This is a genomic window from Rhodococcus sp. 06-1474-1B, assembly GCF_002258885.1.
GTDB classification, from domain to species: domain Bacteria; phylum Actinomycetota; class Actinomycetes; order Mycobacteriales; family Mycobacteriaceae; genus Rhodococcoides; species Rhodococcoides fascians.
This window is the reverse complement of the sequence record NZ_NOYR01000037.1, coordinates 1-14,507: the sequence shown is the minus strand read 5'-3', so window position 1 is coordinate 14,507 and position 14,507 is coordinate 1. Positions and strand designations below refer to the sequence as shown.

The window sequence follows — 14,507 nt, the reverse complement described above, 5'->3', positions numbered from 1 at the left end:
GTCGAGGTAGCGTTCGACGAAGCATTCCCCGCGCCCGAATGCGGCGACGGCTTCGCGGGTGGCGGAGTCGAACAGTTCGGGGATTTCCTCGCGGGTGCGCGCGACTTTCATGCCGCGTCCGCCGCCACCGAACGCGGCTTTGATGGCGATGGGGAGGCCGTGTTCGTCGACGAACGCCAAAATCTCGTCGGCGTCCTCGACCGGTTCGGAGGTGCCGGGGACCGAGGGGGCTTTGGCGCGGGCGGCGATGTGGCGGGCGGTGACCTTGTCGCCGAGATCGCGGATGGACTGCGGGGACGGTCCGATCCAGATCAGGCCTGCATCGATCACGGCTTGGGCGAAGTCGGCGTTCTCGGAGAGGAATCCGTAGCCGGGGTGGATGGCGTCGGCTCCGGATTTGGCGGCGGCATCGAGGATTTTGTCGATGACCAGGTACGACTCCGCGGAGGTTTGTCCGCCGAGTGCGAATGCTTCGTCGGCCAGGCGGACGAACGGTGCATCGGCGTCGGGTTCGGCGTACACAGCGACACTGGCCAGCCCGGCATCAGCGGCCGCCCGGATCACCCGAACCGCGATCTCACCACGATTGGCAACAAGAACCTTGGTGATCTGAGCACTGGCATGGCTGGGCACTGAGCCTCCTACAGATGTGTTTTTCGCATCCATCGTCACGAACGTCACGTCGGAGTCTAAGCACCGACTCGGTCGTCGCTGCAATCGGTCCAGGCCGCTGCGGCGCGTCCAGGGCGACAGGATGGGACTACTGGCTGGTAGCGATCCGCCCGGTATCGGAGTGCCCGGGATCGGGATGCTGGGACGTTGCGGCAGAGAAGGAGGCGGTACCGGTGTCGGCCACCTCGGTCAGCAGGGCGCGAAAGGTGCCTATGTATTCGTGTACCCGGGCAGTTGCGAGCTCGGTGTTGGGATAGCGAGCCGCGATGTTGATTCCCTGAGGTGTGCGGTTGATCCAGATGTACACGTCGTGTTGGTACTGCTTGCTGCGCAGCGCACGCGCGTTCCAATCGGGCCAGTGCTCTGCTGCCGGCGCGAACCGCACATCCATGAACGAGACGACGAAACGTGGCCTGGCCGAGTAGCCGAGGGTGGTGAACACCCGATCGAGCGGAACCCGCGCAATCGGCTTGGTCTTCTTCACCTCGGCCGATGCTGCGGCCACGACCGAGCCGAACGACTCCGCGCCGGCGATGTCGAACGAGATGGGACACAGTCCGACGAACCACCCCAGTGCCGACGCCCACTGCGGCTCGTCCCGGGTGTGTACCGGGGTGACAGTCCGAAAGTGGGTGCCCCCGCCCAGCTCGGCGCCGGTGATGGCCAGGACCCCCAATAATCCGGCGAACAGACTGTTGCCGGTCTTCCGGCACGCGACCGAGAACGAATCGGCTTGCTCGGGGTCGAGCACCCAAGCAGAGAGCCCACCCTGAGGTACGTCGTCCGGGCTGGGATCACCGATGTCGAGCGGGAAGTCGGGCAGCTGGCCTTCCCCGTCGATCAGCAGATCGCGCCAGATCGCGACGGCCTCGTGCGAATGTTCCAACTCGGCGTTTCGCTCGCGTTCGGAGGACCCGAAGTCGAGATAGCTGCCGGCCTCGAACAGGGCGGCCGGTGCCCCGCCCAGCTCCTCGCCGTACAGGGCCGCGATCTCGTGGGCGACCAGGACAGTGGACAAGCCGTCGATGATCGAGTGATCTGCTGCGAAGAAGACGGTGATCGGCCGCGTCTCGTCCAGTGGTTCGAGAGTGACGAACGCGTAGGCGGGCCAGATCAGGGGCGAGGTGAACTCGTCGAAGAGATACTGAAGATGCTCGAAGACTTCACTCGATTGCGCACACCGTTCCTGCTCGACCTGCCAGATGTCTACGGCTCCCTGCGCAGCGGTCACCCGGGTCATCTCACCGGTGGCCTCGTCGATCGATGCGCTCGACCGCATGGCTTCGTGTCTGTCGATCCAGTTCAGCACCGCCCGCCGGAAAGCCTGCTTGTCCAGGGGACCGGCAATCTCGAACGCCGCGCCGAGCCACGACTCGCGTCCGCGGCGAGGGCTGCTCAGGCTGGTACGCAGGTGCGCCTCGTGGACGTAGGACGTCGGGCGAGGGTCGGGCTGCCACCCGGCGGCTTCGGGAGTGTGGGCGTGTGGGCCGACACTGGGAATCCATTCGGTGAGCGTGCCCGCGGGAACCGCGTAGTCCGCCAACTCGGTGAACTCCATATCGGCAGCAACCAGCCTTCGTCAGACGCATTCGGGGGATTGTTCGGACAGTGGGCGACGGTGCCCACTACCGAAGTCTACCGACGGCGGCGTGTATCGATCAAGACGAAGGCCGGGCGCTGCCGACCACGAGGTCAGCGCAGGTGCCTCTTGATACGTGCAAGCATCGCCGACATCCCTCGGAGACGCAGGGGGCTCACCGCATCGCTCAATCCGAGAGCCGAGTAGAAATCGTCCGGAACGTCGAGGATTTCCTGCGCGCTGAGACCGTCGAGCCCCTGCGCCAGGATCGAGGCGAACCCGCGAGTCGTCGGAGCCTCCGGCGGCGCGCTGAAGTACAGCTCGATCCGGGCGGGATCGGATGCATCGACCGACAGGAACAACGGCGACTGACATTCGGGGACCGGCTCCATCGCATCCTGGGCCAGGTGATCCGGCAACGGGGGTAGTTCCCGGCTGAATTCGAGCAGGAGCTGCAGTTTGTCCTGGCCCTCGACTGCGGCGAAATCCTCGACGATCTCGGCCAACGATTCTGGAAGGGAACTCATCGAGCGGCCGGTGCCGATCCGGGCTCCTCGCCCCGGGCGATCGGAACGCGCACAGCATTGCCCCACTCGGTCCACGAGCCGTCGTAGTTGCGGACGGACTCGTACCCGAGCAGATGCGTCAGCACGAACCAGGTATGGCTCGACCGCTCGCCGATGCGGCAGTACGCGATGACCTCGTCGGTTGCCGAGGTCTCGGAGTAGATCTCGTCCAGTTCTGCGCGTGAGCGGAATCGACCGTCCGGTGCTGCTGCCTTGGCCCAAGGGATGCTGGCGGCGGTGGGGATGTGGCCGCCGCGCAGCGCACCTTCCTCCGGGTAGTCGGGCATGTGGGTGCGTTCGCCGGTGTACTCCGCGGGGGAGCGTACGTCGATCAGAGGCACGGAGCCGAGAGCTCCGAGCACGTCGGAGGCGAATGCGCGGATCGGTGCATCGTTCCGCTCGACGACGGGGTAGTCGGTCGCCGGAAACTCGGGGACATCGAGTGTGGTGTCACGGTTCTCGGACAGCCAGGCATCACGTCCGCCGTCGAGCAGCCGCACGTCCTGGTGTCCGAACAGCGTGAACACCCACAGTGCGTAGGCGGCCCACCAGTTGCTCTTGTCGCCGTACACGACGATTGTGTCGTCACGAGATATACCCTTGCGGCTCATCAGTTTCGAGAACTGTTCGCCGTCGATGTAGTCGCGCGTGACCGGGTCGTTCAGGTCGAGGTGCCAGTCGATCTTGACCGCGCCGGGAATGTGGCCGACGTCGTAGAGCAACACGTCCTCGTCGGATTCGACGACGCGGAGCCCGGGCGTACCGAGATGAGCGGACAGCCATTCGGTGGATACGAGACGATCCGGATGCGCGTAGTCGGCGAACATTGCGTTGGAATCGGTTGGTACAGGCACGTATCGGCTCCTACGGAAGATATTCGGCTGGCGGCCCGCTCGGGGGTGAACGGTCTCCGTCGACAATCCTATGCCGTACCGCCACCGAGTGGCGGGAGCCGCAGGCACAGAGCGCTGCGTCGGTACTGTCTCAGCGTGTCAGGGCCGTTGTGGCGGCCTGGTCGGTCGCCTCGGCCAGCAGCGCGACCAGCGCGCCGCTGAACGCAGTCATGACCGAGTGCGCGAGGACGGTGTCGGGAAAACGTGCCCGCAGAGCCAGACCCGAGGCTGTCCGCGACACCCAGAACTGCGCGTCGTCGGACACCGTCGCGTTGCTGACGTGGTGTGCGTTGGATTCTTCGAGTCGGCGGTGGCCCTCGATTCTGGTGTAGTCGATGTACGACACCATGAACACGTCGTTTCGCGAGAGGGTGAACGTGTCTCCGAGGGATGCCAACACCTGGGGGATGGGCACCGTGCTCAGCGGTAGCGCAGCACGAAACTCCCGTTGGGCCGCGGCGATCGTGTCGACGAGCACGTCGCCGACGTCCACGGTCATCGGGGCGTTGGTGGTGAACCAGCCCAGCGCCCGCCGGAACCGATCCTCGTGACGGGTGTGCAACGGGAACAGGAACGGTATCTGCCGCGGTCCGCCGATGGCGGCGCAGGCCTGACCGATCGCAGCCACGACCCCGGCGAACATCCCGCCGCCCGACCGAGTACACAGGCGCTCGAACTCGGCAGTGCGGTCGGCATCGAGGATCGGCGCGACAAGGGTTGCCTGCGTGGCAGTCTCACCGTCCGCCAGTCCCAGGTCGAACGGAAAACTCGGCGTCGTACCACCGCACCGAACAAGGAATTCCGACCACCGCACCATGCGCTCGTCATGGCGATCCACTGCCGGCTCGGTTGCTTCGATACGGCAGTAGTCGACGAATCCTCCCACCGGACTCAGCTCGATGTTCGGACTCGACGGGCAGCGCCGGTACGCGTCGTACCAGGCACGAACCTCGTCCACGGTCACTGCGATCGACAGCGCGTCGACGTTCGAGTGGTCGAATGCGCAGACCACCGTCGAGACGTCCGGCCGGTCGATCGCGACGCACGTGTACGACGGGAACCGTCGTGCGTCGCAACGTAACTCGAGTATTCGGCGGAGATGCTCACGTAGCTCGGTCGGGCAACCGAATTCGGTCCGGTTCGACGCCGCGATCTCGACCGAACCGGGGCGATGGAGCATCCTGTCCAGGCCGTCGGTCGCCTGGACGAACGAGCTGCGCAGAGTGTCGTGTCGGTCGATCAGTCGAGCGAACGCCCACGCGAGAGCGTCGGCATCGATGCGGCCGGGAACATCGAACGTGCCCGCGATCCATACTCGCCGAGCCTCGCCCAGATCGCCCAGATGAAACCGTTGATTGAACGACGGTGGAATCGGGGACCGTTGTGCATCCCCGGTGACGCCGGCAGTGAATTCGACGACGACACCGGCCGCGGGATGGTACTCAGTGATCGAGGTGACCCGCACCGACCCGCTCCTGAACCGAACCGGGCGTCAGGACGTAATCGCCTGTGCGCGCTATCTTTTCCAGTACCGATGCCAGGTGTGCGTGGTACCGCTCGACCGATTCGGCAGCGACGGCCGTGTCGGGGGTCTGCGCCACCAGATACAGATGCTCACCGTCGCGGTTGATCCACATCGACGCGTTGGAGGTCGCGCCCTCGCCGGTGAAATGCTTGGCACGAGTGTCCGCATCTCGCCCGACGCCGGGGAACCAGCGAAAGTCGATGTAGGAGAGCATGTTCGGGCTCACGGCGAGTTCGCTTCCTAGCGTGCCGTCTGCGGCGAGAGCGCCGAGTACCGCATGGACCGGTGCTTCGGCGATCTGCTTGGCCCGCTCGAAACCCTCGTGCGCCGGGCCGGCGACGTCGGAGAAGCGCTCGTGACCGGCGATGTCGAACGCGACCGGCGCGAAGTTGACGAACCAACCCTGGGATTGTCCGTAGTCACCGTGGTGGCGAGTGCTCAGCACCGTGATTCCGAAGTACTCCGCGTTCCCCGCGAGCTCGAAGTCGGTGATGCCGACGGCGGCGAAGATTCCACTGCTCATCCGTGCGCCGGCGGCCTTGCACGCGGCATCGAACGCTGCCGTCAGTTCTCGGTCCAACAGGTGGCGTTCGACGATTCGGACCGGGGCGCGTTCGCCGGGTGCAAGCCCCAGATCGAGGGGGAACCGAGGCATACGGCCCTCGTGCCTGGTGAAGATGTCACGCCACGCGGCGATCTCGGGGGAGTCTGCACCGAACGTCGCGGCCCGGGCGCGCTCGTCGGCGGCGTACTCGAGGTGACTTCCCGCCGAAGCCGGTTGCGGAACATCCGCCCCGATCTCGATCGCGTACAGATCGGCCAGTTCGCTGATGACCAGAGCCTGTGAACCACCATCGGTGAACGCGTGATCGGCACCGTAGTACAACGTGAAGCTGCCCGGCCTCGATACCACTCCGACGACGAACCCCGGCCAGATGTCGGCGGTGGCCTCGGTCGAGAAGCGCTGCCGCACATAGTGTTGGAACTGCTCGTCGTCGGATGTCTCACCTGCGTCGACGGTATCGAAACGAGCAACTTCCGGGCCGCCGAGGTGTCGAACCACGTCGGTGCCGTCCACCTCGAACCAGCACCGCAGACCCTCGTGCCGCAGCACGTACGCAGTCAGCGCACGGCTCATCGCCTCGGTGTCGATGTCGCCGTCGATCTCGGTGGCCACCCCGGTGTACGCCGTGTGCACGTCACCACGTGCGCGCGCTGCCCACGCTGCCTTCAGGTGGTCTTCCTGAAGAAACGACGGTGGAGTCGAATCGATCGGTGCCGCAGCGGCGCTCGCCTGTGCCGCCGCGGTGGGATGCCACTCGAGCAGTCGGCCGGGCGCGGGGTTCCAGCGGCCCATTGCGGTGATGATCATGTTCGCTTCACTCTTCCGGTCGGGGCGCAGTGGACGGAACGTACCGGCTGCCTACGCCGCCGTCTCCGTCCACTCCGCATCCACTTCTCCTGCGTGCACGCCTATTCTGCGTCCACGCTCATTCTGCGGCGACGACGACCGACGGCGGGGCCGCCGCGAGCACCGTATCGCTACCGCCGTCGGAGTCGATGACCGCCGTCAGAACCGCGACGAACTCTGTGATGAACCGATGGACGTTGGTCGACGCGACATCCGAACTGGGGAAGCGGGCCGAGATGTTGAGCCCTTCGAGTGTGCGATTGACCCAGAAGTAGACCTCGTCGTCGGCGTGGCAGTTGCTCCTGAGCGCCCGCCCCTTGCGCCCCTGCCACTGGGCGGCGTCGGGCAGGAACCGCAGGTCGATGTACGAGACCACGAACCGGGGGATTTCGGTGGAGTCGAGGATCTTGGCGATCTTCGAGTACGGCATACGGGCCAGGCCCTTGTTCGCAGCGCCCGCGGTGGCCGCGGCCTCGAGTGCCTCGACGAAGGTGCAGGCGTTGTCGAGCTGGATCTCCATCGGAAGAATGCCGACGTACCACCCCACCGACGCGGCCCACTTCTGCTCGTCGCGGGTGTGCATCGGCATCACCGTGCGCAGAGACCGACTGCCGGACAGGCGAGCATTCGTCAATGCGAGCGCCGCAAGAATTCCGGCCTGCATGTTGTATCCGGCAGCGCGGCACGCCGCATTGAAGCCGTCCGACTGTTCGGAGGTCAGAAGCCACGACGAGATGCTGCTCTGGGGCGCAGGGCCGGTGTCGGCGCGGGGCCGGTCGCCCGCCAACGGAAGCGGGAAAGCCGGGAAGCGTCCGTCCTCGACAGCGAGGAAGTCCTGCCACGTTCGCACGGCACCGTGATCCGCCGTCAGGGTGTCGCCGAGTGCCCGTTCGGACTGACTGAAGTCGACGTAACTACCCACCTCGGGCAATTCCGGGTCGATGCCGTCGAGGGCCTGCGCGTACAGCCGGTCGATCTCGTTGATCGCGTAGATCTGGCTGTATGCGTCCATGACCGAATGATCGGCCGCGAAGGCGAGCAGGAACGATTCCTCGGGCCCACCGGCGAGAGTGCGGGACGCGTCGTCGGGTTCGATGGTGGCGAGAACGAAATGCGGCCATGCCGTCGGAGACACGGTGTCGCCGAACCACGACTGCAGATGGCCGAACACCTGAGTTTCCGATCGCGACTCCGCGTGTGGGCGATCTGTCACCTGCACGGCGTCGACCGGTGCGGTGAAGCGCTGCCAAGAACCGGACTGGTCGTCACGACGAACCTTGGTTCGGAACGCCTCGTGCCGACCCATGTACGCGGCGATGGTGCGGCGTACGGCCTCGACGTCGTAGCGACGATGGATCTCGAATACCGTGCCGATCCAGGAGCCCGGCGCGCTGCGCTCGCAATGGTCCTCGTGCGTGAACGACAGCCCGCGGGGATCGAGAGCCCACTGGGCGTCGTCGACGCGGGGAACCCACTCGGTCAAGCGTCCGGCGGGAAGTGGATAGTCGGCGAGTTCGGTGTATTCCATGGTGTCCTCTTCCGTTCCGGGCTCGGCCAGCGGTATTCGGCAGTAGTGGTGTCTATCGGCATTCGATTACGGTCGAGTGGTGGATGTAACGGCGGAAGTCGTCGGTCCGGCTCGCTTTTATCGGGTGCACTCGCAATGCTTTCGACATTGAAAGAACAACTATTCGACGGACCGTGAAGTCGCCGTCCGGTCGACGTGAGTACGGCACTCACAATAGGGCGAAAGCGAAACTATTTCGCGACGCGTAAAAGTAATTCTTGTCACTGTCGAGGGGGTTGACCGACGGGTGGAACATCGGTCGGAAAACTGATTCTCGCACACATCTGCATTGCGATTCCAGCGTAACCGCACGTCAGGGCCCGATGATTCGAGAGAGCCGATCCGGGTGACGGGCTCGGAACCCAGACCTCGGGCCGGACCGGCACCCCGAGACCGGAGTCACATTCGCGCGTCCGCTCGGTGGAATGGCACCTATTGCAAACATTGAATGAATCGCCAGACGAGAAACAGCACCACCTTCCCGTTTCTTTCGATGTAGTAGGTTCGGCGCGTGACTCGAATTGGATTTGCCGATCACCTTTTCTTGCGAATGCACCACGGCATCGGATTTCCCGTCTACAACCAGTTCCTGTGGTGGTTCGATGACGTCGTGCAGCGAGAAGACCTGGAAAGACTGCGTGACAACCTGTCCGACGGTCTGCTTGCGCGAAGGGTGGTGGCATCGGCAATTCCGACGGCCCGAGATCGGTGGGTGCCGTCGGCCGCCTCTCATTCACTGGATTTTCATCCAGAATTCATAGACCCGTCGATGGTGCGGCAATGGGCGGACGGCCGTATCGATCCCGATATCGACCCCGAGACCGGATTGGGTTGGCAACTTGCGGCGACGAGACTGAGCGACGGCGGCATGGTGCTGTCGTTGGTCGCCTCGCACATGGTCGCCGACGGTGGTGCCCTGATCGCTGCATTCCGTGCGGCGAACTCCGACTCCGTCGCGTCCCGTGTCGCCTCCGCCTCGGGCGGCCTCGAGGCCCTCGCTTCCGACTTCGGTGACGCCGTCGAGCAAATTCGGTCCGCGGGTGGATGGTTGGTGAACGCGGCGGTGCAGGCTCTGCCTCTGTCCGGACGCTCCGAGCCTGCCGGTGCCACCCAGTCGAGGCCGAAACCACACCGGGCAGCTCCCGAGCGAGCGGCTGCGGCGGACTGGACATCCCCGCACGTGGTTGCCGAGGTGGACGCCGATGCATGGCGATCGACTGCGGAACGCTGGGGAGGAACATCCAATTCGCTGTTCGTGGCGGTCCTGACTGCTGCGTCCGGACTTGCCGGCCGTGCTTCGGTGGGAGACACGGTGCAGTGGTCCCTGCCCGTCAGTGATCGCGGCGACGCATCCGACACACGGTCGAACGCCACCAAGATCGTCAAGATCGATGTGCCGATCGCCGACCCGACCGATCTGGACCTCCGCCCGATCCGCGCCGCCAGTAAATCGGCGTTCACGGCTTTCGCCGCTGCTCAGGCCGCCGGTGCCGCTCCGGGCGGCCTGTCCCAGGCACTCGTTCAAATGCTGCCCGACGCGGTGGTCGCACGAGTGCCGCAGCCCCGCGACGGTGCCGAAGGGCTGGCGTCGAACCTCGGTTCTCTTCCCGACGACTTCACGACGGTGGCGGGGATCGCTGCCCGGGCGGTGTCCGGTCGAGCGACGTTCGCCGGAGCCGACGCCGACTTCGCTCGTTCGCTCGACGGCGGTCTGACCGCATGGTCGAGCGAGACCGGCACCAGTGTGACCGTGACCGTCCACGCCATGGACCCCGACCGATGCCCGGACGAGCATGTACTGCGTGAACACCTGACCGAGGCGCTTCGGAGATGGGGACTCTCGGCACGCTTCTGGTGAGTGGGTCAGCGGTCGCGCGCTGCTGCTTCGGTGATGTCGGCGGCAGCGGCCGTCGCCGTTCGAGCAGGCGTTATCGTATCGGCAAGCGCTCGCGCGGCCAGCCGGGCGTCTTCGGTCATGAGATCGGAAATGCCCTGCTGGAGAACGGATTCGGTCAACGTCGAGAACTTCGTGCTCGACCCGGCTCCTACGCGCCGCAGCGCCGATCCCCAGAACGGTTGGTCGGCGCTGAACCAGCACACCAGGGTCGGCAGCCCGGCTCGTGCCGAGGCTGCAGTCGTCCCTGCGCCGCCGTGATGAACCGCGGCCAGACAGCGCGGAAAGACCGTCGCGTGATCGACCGATTTCACGACGAAGACGTTCGGGTTCGATCGATGGACGGCTGAATCGGACTCCAGCAGATCGCTCCAGCCCGCGCAGACCAGGGCGCGCACGCCCAATCGATCGGTGACGTTGTCGATCATGCGCATCAGTGCAGCCGGTTCGGGCACCGGCATGCTGCCGAAGCCGAAATACACTGGCGCAGTTCCTGCGTCGAGCCATCGGCGCAACGCGTGATCCGTCTCGGTGACTCCGTCGACCAGGCCGATGAAGCCGACGAACGGGCGTAGCGGGCCCCACTGTCGGGCAAGCCCGGGGAACAGCGCCGATTCGTAGGCCTGAATCTCGATACCGCCGTAGCGCGCCGACCTCACGGGCGTCGACTCCGTGGTGGGAGGCAAACCCAGTGATGCCCTCTGCGCGTTGTCGCGCTTCTTCATCGACTTCCAGCGCAGTGCCTCGAGGGCCGCCCACATCGACCGATTGACGACGGCAGGTAGGTTCACGCCCGGTGTGATCGACACTGCATCGTTGCGCCTGAGGGGGCAGTAGTGCAGGGACACGAACGCTGTGCCGTGCGCTTCGGCCACGTTCAGAGCCATCTCCTGACCGAGCGAGCCGGTGACGATTCCGTCGCACCCCGCCGCCATTCGGTTCAGCTCGGACGTCATGTCGTCCCAGCCGTGATGAGCCAGCTGGGACAGCGCAGCAAAGCGGGTCCGCGGGTTTCGAGACTTGATACGCACTCTGACCAGATCGGACTCCAACAGCTGCTGCGTGTCGGGCCCGAACGGTTGAACCTCGATACGTTCGGAGGATGCCGTGGCAGCCGACACGACATCGGTGAGATTGGGTGGGGCACCGAACAGCACGTCGTGCCCGCGATCTGCGAGTTCGAGCCCGAGAGCGATACCGGGGGTCACGTCGCCTCGGCTTCCGTTGAACGGCATCACGAACTTCACAGGCGCACTCGCAGACGTGTCGGCGTGGGGAAGAGCCCCAACCTATCAGCACCGGCCGAACCGAGCCGATACGAAAACATATGGCGGGAAACACATTTGCGGCCGTTCCACCTACGTGGGCGGGCAGGGATAGTCTCTCGTGGTGGAGAGATTGACGTACGACGACGACCTGTTCCTGCGCATGGAGTGCGTACTCGGAGTGCCGGTGGTCAATCAGATCGTGTGGCGGTTCGACTCGGACGTCCCGCTCGACGCACTCGAATCCATGTGGCAGTTGCTTGCTACCGGCCCGTTGGATCGCTCCGTACGACGCTCGGCGGTGCCCGGTGCCCGGGACGGCTGGATCACGGCGCGCACGCCCGCCGACCCGGTCGTCATCGGACACGCGATCGCCCGGGACGGCATCGATCTGTGGATCGAGAACGAGGCAGCGGTGACGCTGGACCCCATCGACGGACCTGCGTGGCGTTTGTCGGCGACCTCGGTCGACGGCGGCGGCACGGTGGTCTCTCTCGTCGGATCGCACGTGGTCGGTGACGGCGGTGCCCTGACCTCTGCGGCGGCAGCAGCTCTCGCCGGTCGGGCGACTCCGGACGACTTCGTTCGCGGCGGGCTCGACCACGATCCCCCGCGGTCGTCGGTACGTGCCGACATCGCGGACGGCGTCGGACAGATCGGTGCGGCATTGTCCGGGGTGGCGCGAGCGCTCGGACGTACGACAGTGGACGCGGTACGTTCGCGAACCTCGTCCGACGAGGTAGCCGCGGGCTCCACGGCACCCGGCCCGACGCCGAGCCGTGCCCTGGCCGTCACCGCGGCACGAGAAGGCAAGTGGGTACCGAGCACGGTGGTCGTCGACTGCGCATCGGGGGACTGGGCCGCGGCCGCAGCGAGCAGGGGCGGGAGCTCGAACAGTCTCCTTGTCGCGGTCGTGCTCGGCATTCTCACCGCGAGTGGACGCGTCGGTCCGCAGGACCGGGTACGGGTGGCCCTTCCTGTCAGCACCCGAACGCCCGGAGACAGTCGCGCCAACGCGACGTCCGGGGTGTCCATTCACGTCGACGGGGGACAGGGCTACCGCAATGATCTGACGGCCATCCGCGCATCGAGCAAGCAGGCGTTCACCGACCAGGCCGACAGTACGGTGACATCCGTATTCGAGCTGCTCAAACCACTGATGCAGGTGTTGCCCGACGTCGTCGTCGCCAAGCTGGCGGCATCGGGCTCGGCACCTCTGTGCCTGTGCTCGAACCTCGGCGATCGCGGCGCGCGACTGCGCACCATCGGAGGCATCGACGCTGCAGCAGTGGCGATGCGGTCGATCACCCAGAACACCGATGTGGCGTTGCTCCGTCGCACCGCCGGCGGGGTCAGTGCCTGGTGGAACGACTCGGGTGACCGCGCGACGCTGTGCGTCACCGGTCTCGACCCGGACGCGTTCCCCAGCAAGGAGCACCTGCGTGGGCTGGTCGAGGCCGAGTACACGAACTGGGGCCTGACTGCCGAATTCTGGTGACCTCGAGACAAATCACAACATCGGGCGTACGCGGATTTTCGGCGGGATCCCCGGTACGGCTATGCTTTTGCGACTGTTCGAGTGTTCGAGCGCATGTGAGAAAGGGGAGCGATCCATGGCAGTGGTCGTGTTGTTCGGGTCCGAGACCGGTACGGCCGAGGAGGTCGCCGACAAGATCGCGGACGTGCTCGGTGATCACGATGCCGAGGTGCGAGACATGCTCGAGTACGAGGTCTCCGACATCGACACGGACGACTTCCACGTCGTCATCTGCTCCACCTACGGCGACGGAGAGCTCCCCACCGGCGCGGAGCCGTTCTACGAGGCACTCGTCGAGGATGCCCCCGACCTCGCAGGACTGCAGTTCGCAGTCTTCGGTCTGGGAGACAAGGTATACGAGGACACCTTCAACCGCGGCGGCGAGATCATCGCCGAAAAGCTCACCGAGCTCGGTGCGAAGCAGGTCGGCACCCACGCTCGGCACGACAGCTCGTCTAACATCAAGCCCAAGGCAATGGCCGAGGACTGGGCTCGCGAGCTGATCGATCTGTTGCCCTGAGGTAGGTCTCGCCGGTCAGATCCCGATCGGGTCGTCCGGCGAGCCGTCCCAGAGGGCGGCAAGCGACGTACCCACCCGCTCGAGAAGAGTACGAACCAGCGGCAAGCCGATGCCGATCACCGACGAGGGATCACCCTCGATGCTGTCGACGAACCAGCCGCCGAGACCGTCGAGCGTGAATGCTCCCGCTACCTGCAGCGGTTCGCCGGACGCCAGATACGCGTCGAGATCGACTGCAGACGGGGTTGCGAAACGAATCGTCGTCGAGCTGTGCGCTGCAGCCTGCGCCACCACGACTCCGGCGGTCACTCGCAGAACGGCATGACCGGTCAACAGCGCCCCGGTCGACCCGGCCATGGTCCGCCAACGCTCACGGGCCACCTCGACGGTGTGCGGTTTACCGTGCAGCTCACCGGCAATCGACAGCATCGAATCACACCCGACGATCACCAGATCCGCCGAAGAAGCCGAGAACGTCTCGGCGACTGCGGCGGCCTTGGCCCGCGCGAGTTCGGTGACCACGGTGGCGGCGGACGCGGACGGCCCCAGTTCGGCCGTCACCGCGTCCTCGTCGACTCCCGACACCCGGACGATCGGCTCCACGCCGGCACTACGAAGAACTCCGAGGCGAGCAGGTGACGCCGACGCCAGAACGAGTCGTACCGAATCGGCCCGGGTCGTCACGGGCGGCACCGTCACCGCGAGTATCGGCCCGACGCGGCGTACGAATACGCCGACTGCGCCGCGAAGCCGCGATGCATCGACGACGGTGCACCCCACAATTCCCGGGGCCGAGAATCCGCGCTCGATGCCGAATCGTTCTGCGCCGCAGTCAACACCGCCACCAGAGCCGCCACGTCCTCGTCGTCCGGATTGCCCTTGACGACCCGAATTGCCGCGGAAATGCCTGAATCGGCAACGGCCTGACCGTCGTTCACGACGTCAGGACTCGCTTCGTTCACTGCGTCATGATTCGTGTCGCTCACTGCGTCATGATTCGCTTCGCCGCTCACTGCGTCATGATTCGCTTCGCTCATAGTGGGATGTTTCCGTGTTTCTTCGGGGGCAGGGTCACTTG

The 14,507-nt window shown here is 65.5% G+C and carries 13 protein-coding genes; 3 read left to right on the top strand and 10 right to left on the bottom strand.

Annotated features, from left to right (window positions below):
• The 7 genes from CH266_RS25080 to CH266_RS25050 all read right to left on the bottom strand — a co-directional run.
• On the bottom strand, positions 1-633 hold a 633-nt coding region (locus CH266_RS25080; protein WP_303396118.1), incomplete at its 3' end, for a biotin carboxylase N-terminal domain-containing protein.
• A gap of 127 nt (positions 634-760) precedes the next feature.
• The gene (locus tag CH266_RS25075) at positions 761-2,230 is read right to left on the bottom strand and encodes a condensation domain-containing protein (protein ID WP_094716412.1); all 1,470 of its coding nucleotides are present in this window, start codon (positions 2,228-2,230) and stop codon (positions 761-763) included.
• 134 nt (positions 2,231-2,364) lie between these two features.
• Positions 2,365-2,778, bottom strand: coding sequence for a SufE family protein (locus CH266_RS25070; RefSeq protein ID WP_027496472.1), 414 nt, complete (start codon positions 2,776-2,778; stop codon positions 2,365-2,367).
• Positions 2,775-3,644 (bottom strand): sulfurtransferase, encoded by an 870-nt coding sequence (locus CH266_RS25065; protein WP_441347071.1) that lies wholly within the window; start codon positions 3,642-3,644, stop codon positions 2,775-2,777. Before CH266_RS25065 ends, CH266_RS25070 begins: the two co-directional genes overlap by 4 nt.
• A gap of 157 nt (positions 3,645-3,801) precedes the next feature.
• A complete protein-coding gene (locus tag CH266_RS25060; protein ID WP_094716410.1) occupies positions 3,802-5,175 on the bottom strand; it encodes a condensation domain-containing protein in 1,374 nt (457 codons plus the stop codon).
• The gene (locus CH266_RS25055; protein WP_032372708.1) at positions 5,153-6,607 is read right to left on the bottom strand and encodes a condensation domain-containing protein; all 1,455 of its coding nucleotides are present in this window, start codon (positions 6,605-6,607) and stop codon (positions 5,153-5,155) included. The genes CH266_RS25060 and CH266_RS25055 overlap by 23 nt, the downstream gene beginning before the upstream one ends.
• A gap of 118 nt (positions 6,608-6,725) precedes the next feature.
• Entirely contained in the window at positions 6,726-8,174 is a 1,449-nt protein-coding gene (locus CH266_RS25050; protein ID WP_027496476.1) for a condensation domain-containing protein, read from the bottom strand.
• A gap of 550 nt (positions 8,175-8,724) precedes the next feature.
• Here CH266_RS25050 and CH266_RS25045 point away from each other — a divergent pair.
• Complete coding sequence (locus CH266_RS25045; protein WP_141214581.1) at positions 8,725-10,071, top strand: hypothetical protein; 1,347 nt, start codon at positions 8,725-8,727, stop codon at positions 10,069-10,071.
• Positions 10,072-10,076: 5 nt separating this feature from the next.
• On the opposite strand, the gene CH266_RS25040 is transcribed toward CH266_RS25045, so the two are convergent.
• The gene (locus CH266_RS25040) at positions 10,077-11,342 is read right to left on the bottom strand and encodes a glycosyltransferase (protein WP_255176027.1); all 1,266 of its coding nucleotides are present in this window, start codon (positions 11,340-11,342) and stop codon (positions 10,077-10,079) included.
• A 154-nt stretch (positions 11,343-11,496) separates the two neighbouring features.
• Between CH266_RS25040 and CH266_RS25035 the strand changes: the two genes are divergently transcribed.
• Complete coding sequence (locus CH266_RS25035) at positions 11,497-12,870, top strand: hypothetical protein (RefSeq protein ID WP_094716413.1); 1,374 nt, start codon at positions 11,497-11,499, stop codon at positions 12,868-12,870.
• Positions 12,871-12,985: 115 nt separating this feature from the next.
• Positions 12,986-13,429: a flavodoxin domain-containing protein gene (locus tag CH266_RS25030; RefSeq protein WP_027496480.1), complete on the top strand. Its 444-nt coding sequence runs from the start codon at positions 12,986-12,988 to the stop codon at positions 13,427-13,429.
• A 15-nt stretch (positions 13,430-13,444) separates the two neighbouring features.
• On the opposite strand, the gene CH266_RS25025 is transcribed toward CH266_RS25030, so the two are convergent.
• Positions 13,445-14,113 (bottom strand): Maf family protein, encoded by a 669-nt coding sequence (locus tag CH266_RS25025; RefSeq protein WP_032390179.1) that lies wholly within the window; start codon positions 14,111-14,113, stop codon positions 13,445-13,447.
• 11 nt (positions 14,114-14,124) lie between these two features.
• On the bottom strand, positions 14,125-14,415 hold the full coding sequence (locus tag CH266_RS25020; RefSeq protein ID WP_052053801.1) for an acyl-CoA carboxylase epsilon subunit: 291 nt from the start codon (positions 14,413-14,415) through the stop codon (positions 14,125-14,127).
• Between the last annotated feature and the right edge of the window lie 92 nt (positions 14,416-14,507).